We start from the raw sequence: 18,679 nt of genomic DNA on the forward strand, positions 1-18,679 counted from the left end.
ATAGTCCAACGTTTGGCGAAATAGATGACATACGTGATGAAAGGAGGCAGATCGGATTTGCAACGCATCTTATCTACACTACGAAACGGTCTGCATACGTACCGTTACGACCTCATCGCCTTGACGATTATGCTGGCATGTATCCTTGCCTATGCGTACCCGCTCTTTTCGTCGGGGATGGTCGTCTTTAGTGATATCGCTTTCGGTCTATCGTCCGACCGTTATATCGAAGAGATTTTTGGTGCCTGGAATGAACGATGGAGCACGACGACATTGTTGAATGTGCCTCGACTCGTCTTCATTGCACCGCTGTATGGATTGAGTTTATTGTTTGGTGCGTCTGGACCATTCCTCATCAAATCATTCATCCTGACGTTGCTCATCGTCTCGGCACTCAGCATGTATGCGCTCGTCAAACGACTTCACTCGATTTATATCACAAAACATTTTCAGTTGATGACACTCATGACGTTCACGCTTGCTGGGCTCCTTTACGCGTTGAACCCGTGGATCATCACACGCATTCAACATATTTATCTCCTGTGCGGCTATGCGTTGTTCCCGTTCGCACTCCTACTCTTCTTCAACTTGTTCGACCCGAAATTCCGACGTCAGTTGGATCCAGATTTTTCGTTTAACAAACGACTCTCACCGAGAATCTGGATAGACGCCATCGGGTTGTCCGTCACGTTCATGTTCATGTCGGCCGGAATTCATTACTTTTTCTTTTCGGCCATTTATATGGGCATCATGCTCGTTCTGATTGTGCTCAAAACGCTTTGGACCGAACGGAAGACGCTATTGTTCAAATCCTATTTCTTCTACTACGTTCGCCTCATCACAGCGGTTGGGTTCGTGTTCATCTTGTTCAACGGCTACTGGTTCTTTATGTATGTCGGTTCCATCCTGTTCGGGGCCCAGGCATCCCAACATAATATTAACGTCACCGAGACGTTGATGCTGTTCAGTCGCAACTCGTCGATTGAGAACGTGTTGTATACCATCAGTTATTGGTGGCCGATGTTCGACTTGCATACACTTCCACTGACGTTTTGGGTGGCCGGAGGAATCTTGCTCTTCTTCATCGGCATCGGTCTTCTCGGAAGCTATAAACGACCGATTCACCTGTTCTTCGGCTTGCTCGGCATCGGTTTGATCATCTTTGCGACTGGAACGTATGAATGGGTCGCGACGGCATTCGTCGCGCTCGTCACGTACACACCGTTGATTGGTCCGATGTTCCGCGACCCGAATAAGCTCGTCGGTCTATTGATTGTCAGTTACAGTTTGCTGCTCTCTCTCGGTATCGGGATTGTTGATGCCAGACAATCTAAAGCGATACCACGTCCGCTCTATCGCGGTATCCTTTTCATCGGCAGTTTTGTCGCGTTGACGCTCTTTATTTATCCGTATCGCACCGTGTATATGGAAGGTTTTTATAAACCGGTCGACGTTCCTGAAGAATACGCGACCGTACAACAAGAAATCGATGGGAAGTGGCTACAGTTCCCCGTTGCCGATGAGATGACCCAGCCGATCACCGGGGTGGCGACACCGAGATGGAACGAAAATCCCGCACTCGGCGAGACGGTCAAACCGACCGGGGACTTCCACGTGTACAGTTCGCTTGAAAATACGGTGTTCCATCATGAAGGGTCGACACCTGCGATTCGTTATCTGTTTTCACTCTTACAATACTTGCTCGATACAGGACGTTCAGACGAGGCAAGTAATTTGATCAAAGTGTTCGGTGTCGACCAGTTCGCATATCGCGATGAATATTTAGGGATGGAAGAGCGACAGCAGTTCAACTTAGATATACTCGCATCGCAACGTGATTTACTACGGACGAAACAAGTCGGTCTATTCACCTTGTTCGATGTCGTCGCACCGCTCACCGATCGGACCGTTCCACAGCTCATCGTGACGCCTTACGGAATCGACCGTTCCATCACATATGGAACGATTCCTGGATATGAGCAAGGAAAGCAATCGATTTTATTCACGACACAGCGACATAGTGAGGACTTTGATTGGATTCGTCCGGGTGATGCAATCGAGATGATTGAACAAAAAGACATGCTGCTCAGTCAGGTACCCGATGATTATTACTGGAAGCCATTTGAGGCGATTGATTCCGCCAACCCGTTCCTCACATGGGGCAAGACCCTTTTCGCGAACAGTGACTGGCGTTGGTATCAACAAACACAAGGTGTGAAAGACCCTGCGTTCGACCTTGATTTCGGAGACGGTGTCGGACTTTCCTTCGCTTCTGCCCGAATCGATGCTCCCCCTTACGAGCTCGATGATTTGTCGACGAAACAAGTCGCATCGTTCAACTCGATGCTTGAAGATGAAACGTTTTTTAAAGCCGATAATCCGGACATCGTCGACTTGTCACCTAACCCGTTGTCTTCAACGAACGATTTGCCCCTTCTTCAAGCGGAGGTCGCCAAGGGAGACCCGAACTACATTTGGCAAGTCGCAAAGTCCGGCCTGTTGCCGGCACTCCCGAATAACGCATATCGTTTCGATATCGTTGCATCGGGTCGAGGGGTCGATCGCTTGCACGTGAAAGTCCGCTTCTTCGATGCATCCGGTGAAGAAATCGACCAGTCTTACGTCGTCGCCCCGAGAGATTCCGGGAATTTAGACGGAGTTCACCTTCGTGGGGAATACGTGACGCCACGGGCTGCCGAGACGATGCGCATCGACTTACTAAGTTATCAAAAACCAGAACGGAAGACGTATTGGTGGATTCACGATGTTCAAATCGAGAGCTTCGAGTCACACATGGTGCCGAACACATTCTCCATTACGAAAGAGACACCGCCGGGGCGTTACATTGGATTCGCTCGTGTTTTGATGAATCAGAGTGGCGGACAACTTGATGTGACCATCAATGATGACGAGCAAATCGTCGAAACGACCCGACAAACGGGAGCAAGGCTCGAGTGGGTACCGCTTGGGATACATGATGTCGGTACAGAAGAGACGACCATCACTGTCGAGAATACAGTCGGTTTCAATGCCATTCAAAACATCGTCTTCTTACCAGAGGAAGAATGGAAGACGTTACAGCAGTCACTCCAAAACGTATTAGAACCCACGAACACCTTCATGGTACTCGAAGGTGAACAAGATTTCGATTATAGCGGGACGATCCAGTCTGAGCGCAACTACCCGTCTCTCAGTTTTGGGAAAGGCGTCTCACTCACATCCGGCACATTGTCTCGTACAATTGATGTGGCAGAGCCTGGTGATTACCGTTTCCACATCAACCTGACACCTCCTGTTTCGACAGATGGGACGATTCGCTTACGCCTCCTGCAGGACGAAGAAGTTGTCCAAGAAGAGACGATTGGCGTCACGGCGATGCAGCAACTGCCTGATGTGAAAACAGATATCGGCACACAGACGGTCACGTATGACTCCTTGCGTCGCGACTTCCCATACCAACTTCAGTCACTCGAAGATGTGCATCCGACATTGAAACGATGGACACCGAATACATTCGAGATGGAGCCGGGATCATACACGCTCGAGTTGACTGTAGACAGTAACGTGCCGTCACGAATCGAGTTGGAGGACTTACGGAAGTTCGACCCGAACGAGATTGTCGTGACCGAACCACTCGCGACACCTGAAGCTGCCGCCACGTGTGCGACCTGTGTATCCATTACAGATGACATGTTCGAGTCGACGGTAGAAGATGACACGTTTATCGCATCTTACGAACCGACCTGTTCTTGTGACTGGTATATATTCGCATCGGAACAAATCGAGGCACTTCCCGACCGAGAATATTTGGTCGCTTTTGACGCACGGAGCGAACAAATTCGAAATCGACATGTAAAGATGTACTATCTTGACGAGGAACGTCGCGTGATTGGGACCGACTTCATCAGTGAAGTGGAAGAGTATCGTAAATCGACATGGAATCATTACGAACAGATTTTGATTCCACCGAAGGGAACCGACTCGATGCAGCTTCATATTTGGGCACGTGGAAATGTTGAAAATGCAGGACGACTGGAGATGAAGAACTTGAACGTCGTCCGCTACGATCATCTTCTCCTGACCGACCAAGTGACCGTCGAGGAAGTGACCGAACGTCCGCTACTCGCTACAACAGAAGCCGTATCTCTCGATGTGACGCGAAGTGTCATGAAGCGAACGGTCTCTCACGAAGATTCACTCGGTCGCTTCACGTTAAACGACTCCCCCTCTCCATTGTTCGAGCTCTCGACCGATGAGGGGGCACAGCGCGGTGAAGTCGCATTGAATGGGGTGACACAACTGTACATGTCTTCTGAAAGTAACGTACAGGTGAATGCCGTCTTACGTCTCGTCTACTTCGCGGGCATGATTCTTCTGTTACTCGCAACACCTGTCTCGTTCTTCTTTTATTGGAACGCCCGACAGGAAGAACCGCTCCTTCAACGGGTGCGACATCGATTCAAAAAAGGGTGACAGATGATGCTTCGGACTTTCATGTTGACGGCTTTAATTAGTTGGACGGTGATTCTTAGTGCTTGTACGATGGGTGACGAAGAAAGTTTGATTGAAGATCGGCAAGGCAATACCTTATGGATTGCGCCATCTCATCAAGACCCTGAGGAACAGTATGCGCTACGGGAGGTGACACTTACTTCGTCGACGATTGTCGACGGGAAACCTAATCACCTCAATGCACTGCGCGTCGGAGATGTCATCACGATTGACTATTCAGCGCCAGATTTTTCAATCGCCGAATCGATCACACATAAATGAGTGCAAATAAAGCCCACGTCCAATCAGAGACGTGGGCTTTATGTATGATGTGATGATTATCGTCTGGCCCGACTGACGGCCCGTTGTCGTCGTAAAAGAAGGGCCATCGTTTTGAGGAACGCGATCGAGTCTTTCACGAGGTCGACGTGAGATCCCTCCCGCTCGATACAGGTCACCGGCTGCTGATAGACACGGAGACGCTCTTTTTTGGCGGCGTACATCATCTCTAAATCGATGGCGAATCCGCTCGTTGCACTCAAATACGGAAGTAACCGTGGAATCGCCCGACGATTGATGATTTTGAGACCCGTCTGAGAATCCGACACGCCTTCTGGTAGGAACGGTTTTGTAATCGTTCGTTTTGCGAAACTGACGAACTTTCGAACGAAGCTTCGGTCTTCAATCGTCAAATCTTTCGTCCCGATGACGATATCATAATAGTCATTTTCCGCGATACTCAGCAGTTGAGCGATATCATCGACTTTGAACGAATTGTCTGAATCGACGAATACATAGTATTCGCTCGAGATATGCGTCATCCCCTCGATAAAGAGACCTGCTTTTTTCGTATTCTCCTTTAACTCATACATCTTTAAATAATCAATCTTGAACAGCGTGTCCGTAGCGTTCATGACGACATCCCGATACTCTTGTAACAGGTGTTTCGACTGATCGGAAGAAGCATCATCCACAAAATGGATGGACCCGTGCAAATAATTTCGTTCAATCATTTTGGTAAGGGATGTCAAAAAAGCATGAATGTGTGAAAACCGTTTCTCCTCATTAAAAATTGGTAATATAAAGGCTACAGTCCCTTTTTTCACAGCATATTCCGGATGAATGATATTTTGAATCTCAGTTAGTAGTTCATTGGGGTATTCTTCTCGATAATAAAATATTCTAAATATCCCATTCCCTAACAATTGCTTGAAGGGAAAGTTTCCTTTATGTCGAATAACGTCATCAACCCACAAGATTGAAGATTGAGGATGATACGTTCGTAACGCTGCTGCTATAGTTAATCCTTTATCATAGTCGATATAATCAATCACATACACTTTAATCTGATCTTTCATGGCACGAATATCTGGTGAAATCGTGTGTTCGGATATGTGATTCGTTTCAGAAAGCACGAGTTCATAATGCGGAATGCGAGAGGCATACGGAATGTTTCGTTGTTGGTCTGTAAAAATGACCACTTTCCCTTTATCCATCACATTGTCCTCCTTTTAAGATTGACGAATTGAAAGAGGTGATTGTATGAAAGCTGTCATGAGCCGTTATTCGATTTTACTCATCTTCCCTGTTCTTGATGCGTTACTAAATATCATCAATTACTCGTATCATTTCTTCTTAGCCCGCGGTTTGACGAGTCAAGATTATGGTCTCTTAAACGCATATCTCGCCCTTCTCGGACTGTTACTCATCATCGGGAGTGCCGTCCAATGGATTGTCACCCGAAACTTAGGACAACAAATTGCGACCGATTATCGGTATATCGAACGAATCATCTTATTCGTCGCGATGGGTTTATCCAGTGTACTCTTTATACTTATCCCTTATATTCTTCCTTTATCTAGGATTAACCTCTTTTTACTTGCAGTTACAGTATTTTTCCATATCCTCGTGTCATTCCGGCGTGGGGTCTTGCAGGCAAATGAACGATTTTATGCCCTCACCCTTTCTTATTACGTCGAAGCGATTGTGAAAGTGGGCGTCACGTGGGTTTTTCTCGAACAGCTTGATATCACGCTCGCTTTGATTGGGATTTTGATCGGCATGATTCTCACATATGGACTCAGCATCTGGCAAACTCATTTCCCAGAAACGGCTGGAGACAAACAGTTCCATGGTTTGTTCCAACTCATCCATGTGCAGATTGTCATGACACTCTTCTTCTCGGTCGACAGCTTACTCGTCACCTTATTCTTTCCATCTTTAGTCGGAGATTATTCCGTCAGCCTACGCTTTAGTCAGCTCGTCTTGTTCGTCTGTCTGTCGATTTTCCAAGTCCTTTTGCCACGTCTGAGCCGTGCGGCCGAGACGGATTCATTCCTATCGTTTGAGCGCACCGTATTCCGATTATTATTGGCTGCTCTCGGAATCATCACCATCGTCTATTATTTGGTCATTCCATCAGTTGTACCGATCTTCTTCGGTCAAGGATATGACGAGGCAGGCTATTTCGTACGCTATATGATTTTCACCTATATCGGCATCATCATCGTGCAATATGAAGCGATGTTGCAATTCATCTTACGAAACAATCGGTACTTGCGTTGGTATTGGGCGCTACTCTTCGTCTTTCTCGTTGCTTTATTCCTATTCCGGCAATCGATGGAGGTGTGGCTTTTGGCTCAAGCGATCGTCTTACTCGGAGGGTCTCTACTCCTTCGTTTCCGCTTCCATTCTGAGCGACGCCAACAATTCAAGGAGGAATCGTGATGAAACCCACTTTATTATGTCTATCTTGGCGAGACATCAAACATCCGAAAGCAGGAGGAGCTGAAGTATTCACGCATGAGATGCTAGCTTACGTGGCTCCTCGTTACAACATCATTCATCTGTCCCCTCATATCGAAGGACGTGAGGACGAGGAATGGATTGATGGTGTTCGTTATATTCGCTCGGGTACAGACATGACGAGCATCTTAGAGGCACGGCGCTACTACAAAGCGCGCGAAGAAGAAATCGATCTCGTCCTCGACCAAATGAATACACACCATTACTTCACGCCATTCTATGTGCCGGCACATAAACGTGTTCTCTTCATCCACCAATTGACGCGTGAGATTTGGCGAATCAACCTACCGCCTCCCGTGTCATGGGTCGGGGCATGGACGGAAACGAGTCGTCTGCGTCTCTATCGGCAAAACGATGTCTTGACCGTCAGTCAGTCGACGGCAGATGACCTCGCCGCCGTCGGAATTCCCGAGTCGCACATCACGATTTTGCCGGAAGGACTCAACTTCATACCTTGGCCAGAAGAAGAATGGTTTGAGAAAGAAGAGCATCCCACGTTCTTATACGTCGGGCGCATGTCCGCCTATAAAGGGATCAATGATGCCGTCAAGGCGTTCGTATCGATCAAGCGCGATTTCCCGACCGCACAACTGTGGATCATCGGGAAGAAGAACGAGGCGTACATTGCCGAACAACTTGATCCGATCACGCCTGAAGATGTACGGTCGGATATTCATTACTTCGGATTCGTCAGTGAAGAAGAGAAACTCGAACGCATGAGTCGGGCGACAGCCCTCCTCTTTCCGTCCCGTCGTGAAGGATGGGGCTTAACCGTCAGCGAGGCCGCTGCTGTCGGGACACCGACCATCGTGTACGATGCGCCTGGACTTCGGGACGCGGTTCAATATGGAAAACTCGGTTACATGACGATGGCACAGACCGCAGAGGCGCTCGCGCTCGAGATGAGACGCTGTTTGAACGATCACGATCATTATGAGATCGTGAGGCGTGATGCCCATGCATTTTCAAAAACACTGCAATGGAGTCGCACCGGCGCGGCATTTGAACAATGGTTGAATCAAAAGTTAGGAATCTTGATTCAGGAAGGGAGAACATCATGATTGGAATCGCGATGTCTACGTATTGTAACGAGGAAATCATCCGGGAAACGATTCAGTCCATCCAACAGCAAACGGCCGAGTTTGTCTGTGTGATCGCAGATGACGGTTCGACCGATCGAACCGTCGAGGTCATGCGAGAGTTGACTGTAGACGATAACCGTTTCATCATTCTTTCGCTCCCACACGGAGAGCGTGGAATCGCCCGTAAAGAGGCCATCGGTCGACTTCGTGAACTCCATGTCGATGTCTTGTACGTCATCGACTCGGACATGGTGTTGACCGAGGGACTGTTGACGAGTTGCCTGCTTTACCTTCAACATCACGAAGAGGTCGGAGCGCTCGTCATCCCAGAAGAGGCCTATAGCACCTACACCAACTTTTTCTCCAAAGTGAAGGTGTTTGAACGGAATCTATTCCAAATCCCAGAAGAACGGATTGATGACCGCTCCATCGAGGCGGCACGGTTTTGGCGGATGGAAGCATACGAGGCATCAGGCGGGATCAACCCTGCTCAAATCAGTTTTGAAGAGACCCAACCGACCATTCGTTACATCCAACAAGGCGGGATCATCCGTCGCGCCACGTTCACTGCGGTGAAACATAATGAGAAGGAAGTGACGCTCCAAAATCTGCTCGAGAAGAAGCGCTATTACTTCCAAGTGATGCCGCAAACGCTCGAGACAGAGGAAGGCGGCTTCCGAAAGGCACTCGCTCGCTGGTATTTCTTCAGACCGGTGCTCTATCATCCGTCCAACCTCAAAAAATATAGACGACACCCTGTATTAACATTAGGGGTCGCCTACATGTACCTTCGATTAACGATGATCGGGGTATCGCAACTCTTTACCCACAAGTTCGGGAAGAACGATCCCGTGACTGATACAAAATAAATTCGCCGTATTGCGTCGGGATGACGAACCGTTTCAACTCATTCGTCTCCCCCGATTCGAACGGGACGACGAGATTTTCCGAGCTGACCAAGTCTCCGCTCTCATAAAACAGACAGTATGCCTGTCCAAGGTCGTCTAGAAACTCCGTCAACGTGTCTGCGACTCGATACTTATTCGTCTTCATGTTGACGGCTTGTTGACCGACATCCTTGATGACGCGGATCACATACTCATCGATTTTCATCGGTTTTGTCATGATACGCTTGACGTTTCCGTAATTGACGGCCGCGATCAACGTATGTGTATGCGTGTAGTCCGTCAATACGATTTGATGAATGAGCGGGAACTTTTTCTTCACATAAGATAACAGTTCGACCCCGTCCGTATGCGGAAGTCTTAATTCGGTGATGACGACGTCGATGTCGCTCGACTCTAAAATCTCAATCGCTTCCGTCGCTTCCGTCGCTTCAAAAATGAGTTCTCCTTCTTTCATCAACAGACGAGCCAATGTCTTGCGTGTATGCTCGTGCGGTTCGACGAGTAAGTAATTTGCCATGTTGTGTACCTCCGAAATGTTAATAGAGAAAGGGTGTCACGAAATGAAACTACTCTTACTATCAGGTGGATCTGGAAAGCGTCTATGGCCACTTTCGAACGATATCAACTCGAAACAGTTCATTCGATTACTTGATGACGGTCAAGGTGCTAAACAATCGATGATTGAACGCGTCTTCTCACAACTAAGTGACATGCAATTAAATCGGGATGCCTTTATTTTAACAAACGCGCATCAACGCGATGCCATCGTTTACCAAATCGGGACCGACGCCAACATCATCACCGAACCGAGTCGTCGAGATACGTTCCCTGCTATCGTGCTCGGCGCTAGTTATTTGAACGAACAACGTGTCGACCCGGATGAAACGGTACTCGTGATGCCGGTCGATGCTTATGTCGACCTCCGTTTCTTTGAATATTTCCCTCAAGTAGATGAAGCGGTACAAGCGAGTGACGATGCCTTACATCTGATTGGGGTCACTCCCCTTCACCCGACATCGAAATACGGATACATCGTCCCTGACGAAACGGCTCAAATCTCCTCCGTTCGCTTGTTCCAAGAAAAACCGACGGTCGATGTGGCAGAGCGATTGATTGAACAAGGCGCATTATGGAACTGTGGAATCTTCGCTTGCAAGTTACATCTATTGCTCGATGAGCTGACGGAGCGAAACTTACCGACGACATATTCAGAACTCACGAGCCGCTACGATGATTTAGAAAAAACGTCATTCGACTACGCCGTCGTCGAGCATGCGGAGTCCGTGTTCGTTCATCGCTACGATGGGGACTGGAAGGACTTAGGAACATGGAACACCTTGACCGAAGAGATGACGTCCACCACCCACGGTCAGGTGGAATTGTTCGAATCAACGAACACGCATGTCATCAACGAGTTGAACCTACCGTTGATTGGAATCGGGCTCGAAGACCTCGTCGTTGCCGTCAACGCGGACGGGATTCTCGTATCGACAAAAGATGCGACGCCGCAGTTGAAAGATTACCTCGCTTCTTCTGACGACTATCCAAAGTTCAAATGGAAGCGCTGGGGACAATCGGAAGTCATTCATCACGAAACGCTCGCGGACGGACATCACAGTGTGACACGACGGATGCTCGTCCAGGCAGGGAAAGAACTGAGCTACCATTATCACGAAGCGACCGATACGATTTGGACGATGCTTCAAGGAACGGCGACCGTGACAATTGACGGACAATCGTTTGAGGCGAAGCCGACCGACGTCATCTCGATTCAACGCGGTGCGGCTCACACGCTCAAAGCTCACGAAGACGTCGTGTTCATCGAGGTTCAGTATTCAAACGATTGGACACTCGACGATGCTTGTCCTGTGCCGTCTCCACTTGATAAACAGTATTGACGCGATGCGTTGTTGGAACAGGGACTTCACTTGTGACGATTTCCACCTTTCCGGTGAACAAGTGAGGTCCTTTTCCTTTTGGAACGAAATAGTGATCTCCTGCCCGGATGGTTTGGACGCCATCTTCACCTTGCACGAACCCTTCACCCGAAACGACCGAGATCAATCGGAACGTTTCTGATTGTTCTAAAATCGCGGGGACCCCACTCACTTGGTGTCGCATGATTTTGAAAGATGGTTTTGAAATCAATTCGGTCGTCAACGCATTTTTTAAATCTGTCCGTACGAGTTCATCTGTCCGACGATCCGGAATGTTCATCACGTCTACGGCTTTTTCGATATGAAGCTCACGAAGACGACCCGTGTCATCCACTCGATCAAAGTCGTAAAGACGATATGTTCGGTCACTCGTCTGTTGAATTTCGAGCAACACGACACCCGGACCAAGGGCGTGAACAGTTCCGCTCGGGATATAAATGAAGTCGCCTTTTTTCACGGCTTGGGTCTTTAGACGAGTCGCCCATTCTTTTCGTTGCACACATGTATACACCTCTTGTTTCGTTCGGAATGTATGGCCGACGATAATCTCGGCATTTGGTTCTGCGTCTAACACGTACCAGCACTCCTCTTTCCCAAACTCCTCTTGTTCGAGACGTTGCGCCTGCTCATCGTTCGGATGAACCTGTACCGATAAATAGGCACGCGCGTCGAGTAGTTTGATGTGTAACGGAAACGTCGCGAATGGATACGGACCGAATAGTTCTAAACGGTGGGCATCCCATAAATCCGCTAGCGTCTGACCTTCATATGGTCCGTTTTCAAATGTGGTCATTCCGCTCGGGTGTGCGGAGACAGCCCAACACTCGCCAATCTTTCCTTCCGGTAACGAAAGATGAAATAACGTCTCTAGCTGTCGACCACCCCAAATACGTTCTTTAAACACCGGTTTGAGTTTATACATATGTGCCGCGTTTCTCAAAAAGAAGAAACGACTCCCCCTTCCTGTATTTTACCTAGATATACCCTTAAAAAGGGAGGAACTATCCAATTTTCAAAGAGGGATATGTGAACATTGAAAAAACCTCACGAGCTCTACCCGAAATCAAGGCACCGTGAGGTTTCATCTTCCTTATTTGATTAATTCGAGTTCGACCGGGATGTTCTCTTCCACCGTTTCACCCTTCAAATGGTTGATTGCCGCTTCTACACCCAATTTACCAATCTCAGCTGGTTTTTGGGCAACCGTTGCTGCCATCGTCCCATCTTCGACCGCTTTGACCGCATCGTCTGTCGCATCGAATCCGATGACTTTCACGTCACTCATTCCTGCCGCTTCAAGTGCTTGAACGGCACCGAGTGCCATCTCATCGTTATGTGCGAATACAGCGACGATGTCTTTATTGTCTTGTAAAATATTCTCCATGACCGTCAATCCTTCTGCACGGTCAAAGTTTGCAGATTGTTTTGCCACGACTTCCAATTTCCCATCGATTGCTTCGTTGAATCCTTGTCCACGGTCACGTGTCGCTGACGCTCCTGGAATTCCCTCGAGTTCGACAACTTTTTGACCTTCGCCTACGAGTTCGACCATATAGTCACCCGCCAACTGTCCACCCGCGACGTTGTCTGAAGCGACGTGTGCGACCACTTCACCAGTCTCTGCGTTACGGTCTACCGTAATGACCGGAATGCCTGCATCATTTGCTGCTTGTACCGCTGCGCCGACTGCTTCTGAATCTGTCGGGTTGATGAGAATTAAATCCATTCCTTTTTGAATCATGTCTTCAACATCATTCACTTGTTTCGCGGCATCGTTTTGCGCATCCGCTACCGTCAATGTCGCACCCATTTCGTTCGCCTGTTCTTCTGCGCCTTCTTTCAATGCGACGAAGAACGGGTTGTTTAATGTTGAGATGGATAAGCCGATTTCATAATCCCCGTCTTTCGTTTCCGTCTCAGACGTTGACCCCGGTTGTTCAGTCGAGCAAGCTGCCATCAGTACCATTGTTAGTGCGAGTAGCCAAGCTGTCCATTTTTTCATGTTCCGTTTCCCCTTTCGCGTGTTACGCGTTTTGTCGACGATCAAGCAATACTGCAAACAATATAACTGCACCTTTTACGACGAGTTGGAAGAAAGATGATACGCCGAGAAGGTTCAATCCGTTGTTCAACGTGCCGATGATCAGTGCCCCGATCAATGTTCCGACAATCCAACCTCGGCCACCTGCAAGGCTCGTTCCCCCGAGAACGACCGCCGCGATGGCATCGAGTTCATACGACGTTCCTGCCGTCGGTTGTGCGGAGTTAAGGCGTGATGTCAAGATGATGCCCGCGAGTGCTGCAAGCATCCCGGATAGCGAATAAATCATGATTTTGACTTTATTGACGCCAATCCCCATCAATTTCGCCGCTTCTTCATTTCCACCGATTGCGTACGTGTGACGACCAAATGTCGTCTTTTTCAAAATGAAATAGAGAACACCGAACGCGAGTAACATCGTCAATGCCGGCACCGGGATAATCCAGAAGTAGCCACGTCCGAGCATCTCGAACCACCCAGAATTTCCGAGACCGGTAATCGGTCGCCCATCTGTATAGACGAGCGTCAAACCTCGGTAGATCGTCATCGTGGCCAATGTTGCGATGAACGGCGCCACTTTCCCGTACGTGATGACCGCCCCATTAAAGGCACCAAGAACGGCACCCGCAATCAAACCAAGTGCAACGGCCATGACCGCATGTTGACCGTCCACCATCATGCCTGCCACTAGTGCGGAGGCGAGCGCTAAAATCGACCCGACCGATAAATCAATTCCACCTGTCAAGATGACAAATGTCATCCCGAAGGCAATCAAGGCATTGATGGAAACTTGTCGAAGTACGTTAAAGATATTATTTAATGATAAAAATCCAGGTTCGAGCGCGGTCACGACGACGACGATGACGAGTAGACCAAACAATGGTCCTAATTTTTGTCCCCATCCAAGTCGACCCGGGCGCTTCAGTGCAGTCGTTGCTTTCAATTCCATATCATTGCCCTCCTGTCGCATACGTCATAACTTTTTCTTGTGTCGCCTCTTCTTTCGTGAGCGTTCCGGTCACAATCCCTTCCCGCATGACGACGATTCGGTCACTCATCCCGAGCACTTCCGGTAAATCAGAGGAGACCATGATGATGGCGACACCTGACTCCGCGAGATCACTCATGATGTTATAAATTTCTTTCTTGGCACCAACGTCGACTCCTCGAGTTGGTTCATCCAAAATCAAGACGTCCGGCTCGACACCTAACCATTTACCGAGCACAATCTTTTGTTGATTCCCCCCGGACAACGACTTCACTTTTTGCTCCATCGAATGATGCTTGACCCGCAGTTTTTGTAAGTACGTCTCGGCGAACGTTGCTTCTTGTTGTTTGGAGATGACCGACCCTTTCGCCCGTTTATCGAGTGTCGGGAGTGACAAGTTTTCTCTTAGCGAGAAGTCGAGAAGCAAGCCCTCTCCTTTTCGGTCTTCTGTCAAAAAGGCGATGCCTTGTTTGATGGCGTCTGCCGGAGTCTTGATTCGAATCGGTTTCCCGTTCAATTTGATAACTCCCCCCTTGTGGGCGTCTGCCCCAAATAGGGCACGCATCACTTCAGTCCGTCCTGCGCCCATCAATCCGGAAAACCCAACGATTTCACCAGCTCGAACATTGAATGATACGTTGTGGAACCGGTTACCTACTAAATCATCTACTTCGAGCACGACATCCCCGAGCGTTGCCGTGCGCGTCGGATATCGTTCACCAATCTCGCGTCCGACCATGTCGCGTACGGTTTCCTCAAAAGAAGTGTCCGAAATCATGCGGGTCGAGATAGACTGTCCGTCCCGAAGCACGGTGATTCGATCACACAAGTCGAAAATTTCTTCCATGCGGTGAGAGATATAGATGATGGACACACCTTGATCTCGTAAAGCACGTGAGACGGCGAAGAGCGCCTGAATTTCGCGATCGGTCAAGGCGGCCGTCGGTTCATCCATGACGATGACTTTCGCATCTGTCATGAGTGCCTTGGCAATCTCAATCATCTGTTGCTGACCGACCGATAAGTTGCGCGCCACTTCATCGACATCCATGAAGACGTTCAATTCTGCCAAATATTCACGAGCGCGTCGTGTCATTTCCTGCTGTTTGACCATCCCGAACGGTCCTGTCAGCTCTCGACCTAAAAATAAATTTTCCGTTACCGTCATCTCCGGTAAAATGTTGAGCTCCTGATGGATGAAGGCAATCCCTTCTTGCTCTGCTTCTTTTGGATGTTTGAATTGACGTTTCTTCCCATCGATGAGGATTTCACCCTCATCTTGAGCATGAAGACCGGTCATCACTTTCATCAACGTCGACTTACCTGCTCCGTTTTCCCCCATGAGCGCATGAATTTCTCCGGGCAATAGTTCGAAGTCGACCCCTTTCAAGACGGAGACCGGACCGAACGACTTATGGATGCCTTTCAACTGAATGTGCATCGAAATCCCCCCTTAAAAAATGACCCCGGCGTGTAAGATGACGTTCGCGTAAGGTGTCGCTTCCCCAGTTCGAATGACCACTTTTGCTTTTGCGACCTCCTGTTTGAAGTCTTCATGCGAACACATGTCGATGCTTGTATATCGTTCTTTCAGTGAATCTGCAATCGTTGTGTTGTGTGTGAGAATTTCCTCGGCAATCGTGATGCGCTCTACGACCAAATCCGATTCGACGACATCAAGTACCTCAAGAAAGGAAGGTTCTCCGATTCGGAGGCTAAGGTCGACACGCTTCACCCCGTCTGGAATCGGGAGTCCGCAGTCTGCGATGACGACGCGATCCGTATGCCCGAGATCGGCAAAGATTTTTGCTAGATGACTATTTAATATCCCTTGTTTTTTCATCACACGCGCTCCAATCGTTGTTGTACATCTTCTCGTGTCGGCATACCACCTTGTGCACCAAAGCCTTCGACGCTCATACCCGATGCGACCACGGCAAACCGTACGGCCGTCTCTAAATCATCTTGTTCGATGAGGGAGACAGCGAGCGCACCGTTGAACGTGTCACCGGCTCCTGTCGTGTCGACGACGTTCGCTCGGATAGCTGGCACATGCCGCACTTCTCGTCCGTCATGGAATCGAACACCTCGGACGCCCTCCGTGACGAGTAATTTGTTCGGATATCGTTCAAGCACTTCGTCCACGGACAATCCCTTAAATAAATCCCGGCATTCATGTTCGTTCGGCGTCAAATACGTGACGTCTTCAATCACTTCTGGCGGGAGCGGTTGCGACGGTGCCGGATTGAGTAGTATCGGAATCCCTTTCGCTTTACAGTAAGCGGTCACTTGCTGCACGGTCTCGATCGGAATCTCGAGCTGTAAGAGTACGAAGGACTGCTCATCGAGTAGCTGATCTAGTTCCTCGTCCGTGAAGATGACTTGCTTGTTCGCCGATTGGACGACGACAATCGAATTATCTGCTTCCGCCAATACGATGTGTGCCGTCCCCGTCACTTCATTCGGTATGACCTGAACGTGCGCAACATCGACACCATACTGTTTGAAGTTCTCAACAATCTGCTGACCGAACGGATCGTTCCCTACACAACCGACCATCTGCACCGTACTTCCTAACTTAGAAGCAGCGACCGCTTGGTTCGCACCTTTCCCTCCTGGAACGGTACGGAACGACTCGCCGATGACGGTTTCCCCTGCTTGCGGACGTTTGTCGGACGTGACGACAAGGTCCATCGATATACTGCCAATGACAACAATGCGTTTCATTCTTTATTTCTCCTTCCGCTTTGTCGTTTGTCTTTCAAGCAACGTGACCGGTAACAACATCTCTCTCGGTCGTGTGTCTTTTTTCTCAATCAAATCGAGCAATCGTTCTGTCGCCACTCGCCCCATCTCATAGATGGGCTGCACGATGGTCGTCAGCGGTGGAGACGTCATCTCCCCTAGTTCGATCCCGTCATATCCGATGACCTGTAGTTCTTCCGGGACACGAATGTTTCGACGAACTGCTTCCTGCAATACCGCGGCTGCAATCACATCGTTCGCTGCAAAGATGCCATCGAACGGCCACGCATGATCGAACAGCTCTTGGGACGCTTTCAAGGCATCTTTAAACGTGAACGTGGACTCGGTCATCCCGACGAGTTTGTCTCCTGCCACTTCGACAAATCCTTCGGTCCGACGTTTGACCGTCTTGAGATGATCAGGTCCGGCAATATGTGCCAGTCGTGTCGCACCGCGTTGTAACAACGTGTCGGCTGCCAACTTCCCACCCTCATATCCGTCCGATACAACGGCATCGATTCCCGCCTTCACAATCCGGTCGAGCGCGACCATCGGTAAATCCAACGTCTCATAATTCGGATTATGCGAATGGTTCGTCGTGATGATCAGCCCGTCGACATGCATTGTCTGCAAGGCGACCAAATACGTCTGTTCTTTTTCGAGTTGTTCGTCTGTATTGCATAAGACGACTTGATACCCATGCTGATTGGCGACATCCTCAATCGCCCGAGCAAGCTGTGGAAAGAACGGGTTCGTGATATCTGGCATGATGAGTCCAATCAAATTCGACGATTTTTTATAGAGCGAACGAGCGACTCGGTTCGGTGCGTAATTCAGTTCCGCAATCGCCTTTTCGACCGCCTCTTTCGCCTCTTCGCTCACATATCCACTCTTATTCATGACGCGTGATACGGTCGCCACTGAGACGTTCGCATGTTTTGCCACTTGTTTGATGGTCGCCATTTGACATCCTCCGTTCTGGAAACGCTTACAAAACCATCTTAATGTGTAACCGGTTACATATCAAGAGGTTTTTATAATTTCATGAAAAAACACATTGAAACAGTGCTTCAATGTGTAGAGAACGTCGGATTGAGTTGGACATAGACGAGGCATTCTACCGTTCGTCCGTCGAGTCGGGTCAATTCTTGCGTTTTCGTGAACGCATAGGTGAACCCACATTTCTCAACGACGCGTCGGGATTGGTCATTGAAGCTGAAATATCCGCACCAAATCCGCTCCAGCCCTAACGCTTCGAATCCAAATCGAATCATCGCCTGAACGGCTTCCGGCACATAGCCGTGCCCCCAATAATCCGGGCTGAGTACGTAACCGATTTCACGTTGGGCCTCATGTTGAATCGTAGGATCCGGTCTTCGGTCGTGTAATCCGATGCTACCAATCACTTGCCCGGTTTCTTTCAAAACGATCGCCCACACGTCTTTTTCCTCGACAAACAGTCGAATGACGTCTTTCGTCTCTTCAACGGATTCGTGTGGCGCCCAACCAGCCATCGGTCCGACACGTTCGTCTTTAGCGTAACGATACATATCCTCTGCGTCTTCTAGCGTAAATGCTCTTAAGACCAACCGCTCTGTCTCCATCTTGATCATACAAACCCATCCTTTTCCTTCAATTTGTTTCTTTCCCCGACCTAATGGGAAACGTTAGGCGAGGAGGAA

General features: G+C 48.9%; 16 protein-coding genes. 6 read left to right on the forward strand and 10 right to left on the reverse strand.

The features are described 5' to 3' along the window. Window positions 1–57 precede the first annotated feature (57 nt). Both KNP04_RS06330 and KNP04_RS06335 read left to right on the forward strand, forming a co-directional pair. Entirely contained in the window at window positions 58–4,473 is a 4,416-nt protein-coding gene (locus KNP04_RS06330; RefSeq protein WP_214875067.1) for a glycosyltransferase family protein, read from the forward strand. A 6-nt stretch (window positions 4,474–4,479) separates the two neighbouring features. Then, window positions 4,480–4,773 (forward strand): hypothetical protein, encoded by a 294-nt coding sequence (locus tag KNP04_RS06335; protein ID WP_214875068.1) that lies wholly within the window; start codon window positions 4,480–4,482, stop codon window positions 4,771–4,773. A 56-nt stretch (window positions 4,774–4,829) separates the two neighbouring features. Here the strand turns inward: KNP04_RS06335 and KNP04_RS06340 are convergent, their stop codons facing one another. Beyond that, the gene (locus KNP04_RS06340) at window positions 4,830–5,987 is read right to left on the reverse strand and encodes a glycosyltransferase (protein ID WP_214875069.1); all 1,158 of its coding nucleotides are present in this window, start codon (window positions 5,985–5,987) and stop codon (window positions 4,830–4,832) included. 46 nt (window positions 5,988–6,033) lie between these two features. Between KNP04_RS06340 and KNP04_RS06345 the strand changes: the two genes are divergently transcribed. The 3 genes from KNP04_RS06345 to KNP04_RS06355 are packed head-to-tail and all read left to right on the forward strand — an operon-like array spanning window position 6,034 to window position 9,247. After that, window positions 6,034–7,218, forward strand: a complete 1,185-nt coding sequence (locus tag KNP04_RS06345) for a lipopolysaccharide biosynthesis protein (RefSeq protein WP_214875070.1) — start codon at window positions 6,034–6,036, stop codon at window positions 7,216–7,218. Beyond that, complete coding sequence (locus KNP04_RS06350) at window positions 7,218–8,357, forward strand: glycosyltransferase family 4 protein (protein WP_214875071.1); 1,140 nt, start codon at window positions 7,218–7,220, stop codon at window positions 8,355–8,357. The genes KNP04_RS06345 and KNP04_RS06350 overlap by 1 nt, the downstream gene beginning before the upstream one ends. After that, window positions 8,354–9,247 carry a glycosyltransferase family 2 protein gene (locus tag KNP04_RS06355; RefSeq protein WP_214875072.1) on the forward strand — a complete coding sequence of 298 codons (894 nt, stop codon included), beginning with the start codon at window positions 8,354–8,356 and terminating at the stop codon, window positions 9,245–9,247. Before KNP04_RS06350 ends, KNP04_RS06355 begins: the two co-directional genes overlap by 4 nt. On the opposite strand, the gene KNP04_RS06360 is transcribed toward KNP04_RS06355, so the two are convergent. Continuing rightward, window positions 9,201–9,803, reverse strand: a complete 603-nt coding sequence (locus KNP04_RS06360; RefSeq protein ID WP_214875073.1) for a response regulator — start codon at window positions 9,801–9,803, stop codon at window positions 9,201–9,203. The two genes, KNP04_RS06355 and KNP04_RS06360, sit on opposite strands and share 47 nt — an antisense overlap. Before the next feature lie 43 nt (window positions 9,804–9,846). Between KNP04_RS06360 and KNP04_RS06365 the strand changes: the two genes are divergently transcribed. After that, window positions 9,847–11,184, forward strand: coding sequence for a sugar phosphate nucleotidyltransferase (locus tag KNP04_RS06365; RefSeq protein WP_214875074.1), 1,338 nt, complete (start codon window positions 9,847–9,849; stop codon window positions 11,182–11,184). On the opposite strand, the gene KNP04_RS06370 is transcribed toward KNP04_RS06365, so the two are convergent. From KNP04_RS06370 to KNP04_RS06405, 8 genes are all read right to left on the reverse strand, one after another. Beyond that, a complete protein-coding gene (locus KNP04_RS06370) occupies window positions 11,105–12,145 on the reverse strand; it encodes a type I phosphomannose isomerase catalytic subunit (RefSeq protein WP_214875075.1) in 1,041 nt (346 codons plus the stop codon). The genes KNP04_RS06365 and KNP04_RS06370 overlap by 80 nt on opposite strands. Window positions 12,146–12,313: 168 nt before the next feature. Further along, on the reverse strand, window positions 12,314–13,225 hold the full coding sequence (gene rbsB, locus KNP04_RS06375; RefSeq protein WP_214875076.1) for a ribose ABC transporter substrate-binding protein RbsB: 912 nt from the start codon (window positions 13,223–13,225) through the stop codon (window positions 12,314–12,316). 22 nt (window positions 13,226–13,247) lie between these two features. Continuing rightward, window positions 13,248–14,213, reverse strand: a complete 966-nt coding sequence (locus tag KNP04_RS06380; protein ID WP_214694930.1) for an ABC transporter permease subunit — start codon at window positions 14,211–14,213, stop codon at window positions 13,248–13,250. A gap of 1 nt (window position 14,214) precedes the next feature. Further along, complete coding sequence (locus tag KNP04_RS06385; RefSeq protein ID WP_214875077.1) at window positions 14,215–15,693, reverse strand: sugar ABC transporter ATP-binding protein; 1,479 nt, start codon at window positions 15,691–15,693, stop codon at window positions 14,215–14,217. Between the two features lie 12 nt (window positions 15,694–15,705). Continuing rightward, window positions 15,706–16,095, reverse strand: coding sequence for a D-ribose pyranase (gene rbsD, locus KNP04_RS06390; RefSeq protein ID WP_214875078.1), 390 nt, complete (start codon window positions 16,093–16,095; stop codon window positions 15,706–15,708). Beyond that, a complete protein-coding gene (gene rbsK, locus KNP04_RS06395) occupies window positions 16,095–16,979 on the reverse strand; it encodes a ribokinase (protein WP_214875079.1) in 885 nt (294 codons plus the stop codon). The genes rbsD and rbsK overlap by 1 nt, the downstream gene beginning before the upstream one ends. Window positions 16,980–16,982: 3 nt before the next feature. Beyond that, window positions 16,983–17,960 carry a LacI family DNA-binding transcriptional regulator gene (locus KNP04_RS06400; protein ID WP_214875080.1) on the reverse strand — a complete coding sequence of 326 codons (978 nt, stop codon included), beginning with the start codon at window positions 17,958–17,960 and terminating at the stop codon, window positions 16,983–16,985. A 107-nt stretch (window positions 17,961–18,067) separates the two neighbouring features. Continuing rightward, window positions 18,068–18,610, reverse strand: coding sequence for a GNAT family N-acetyltransferase (locus KNP04_RS06405; protein WP_214875081.1), 543 nt, complete (start codon window positions 18,608–18,610; stop codon window positions 18,068–18,070). Between the last annotated feature and the right edge of the window lie 69 nt (window positions 18,611–18,679).

Origin of the sequence: Exiguobacterium sp. CH10, from assembly GCF_018617635.1 — a bacterium.
Taxonomy (GTDB): Bacteria; Bacillota; Bacilli; order Exiguobacteriales; family Exiguobacteriaceae; genus Exiguobacterium; species Exiguobacterium aestuarii_A.

Coding starts and splice junctions, on each gene's coding strand:
- KNP04_RS06335 (WP_214875068.1), top strand. CDS start 4,480: ATGCTTCGGACTTTCATGTTGACGGCTTTAATTAGTTGGACGGTGATT.
- KNP04_RS06340 (WP_214875069.1), bottom strand. CDS start 5,987: ATGGATAAAGGGAAAGTGGTCATTTTTACAGACCAACAACGAAACATT.
- KNP04_RS06345 (WP_214875070.1), top strand. CDS start 6,034: ATGAAAGCTGTCATGAGCCGTTATTCGATTTTACTCATCTTCCCTGTT.
- KNP04_RS06350 (WP_214875071.1), top strand. CDS start 7,218: ATGAAACCCACTTTATTATGTCTATCTTGGCGAGACATCAAACATCCG.
- KNP04_RS06355 (WP_214875072.1), top strand. CDS start 8,354: ATGATTGGAATCGCGATGTCTACGTATTGTAACGAGGAAATCATCCGG.
- KNP04_RS06360 (WP_214875073.1), bottom strand. CDS start 9,803: ATGGCAAATTACTTACTCGTCGAACCGCACGAGCATACACGCAAGACA.
- KNP04_RS06365 (WP_214875074.1), top strand. CDS start 9,847: ATGAAACTACTCTTACTATCAGGTGGATCTGGAAAGCGTCTATGGCCA.
- KNP04_RS06370 (WP_214875075.1), bottom strand. CDS start 12,145: ATGTATAAACTCAAACCGGTGTTTAAAGAACGTATTTGGGGTGGTCGA.
- rbsB (WP_214875076.1), bottom strand. CDS start 13,225: ATGAAAAAATGGACAGCTTGGCTACTCGCACTAACAATGGTACTGATG.
- KNP04_RS06380 (WP_214694930.1), bottom strand. CDS start 14,213: ATGGAATTGAAAGCAACGACTGCACTGAAGCGCCCGGGTCGACTTGGA.
- KNP04_RS06385 (WP_214875077.1), bottom strand. CDS start 15,693: ATGCACATTCAGTTGAAAGGCATCCATAAGTCGTTCGGTCCGGTCTCC.
- rbsD (WP_214875078.1), bottom strand. CDS start 16,095: ATGAAAAAACAAGGGATATTAAATAGTCATCTAGCAAAAATCTTTGCC.
- rbsK (WP_214875079.1), bottom strand. CDS start 16,979: ATGAAACGCATTGTTGTCATTGGCAGTATATCGATGGACCTTGTCGTC.
- KNP04_RS06400 (WP_214875080.1), bottom strand. CDS start 17,960: ATGGCGACCATCAAACAAGTGGCAAAACATGCGAACGTCTCAGTGGCG.
- KNP04_RS06405 (WP_214875081.1), bottom strand. CDS start 18,610: ATGATCAAGATGGAGACAGAGCGGTTGGTCTTAAGAGCATTTACGCTA.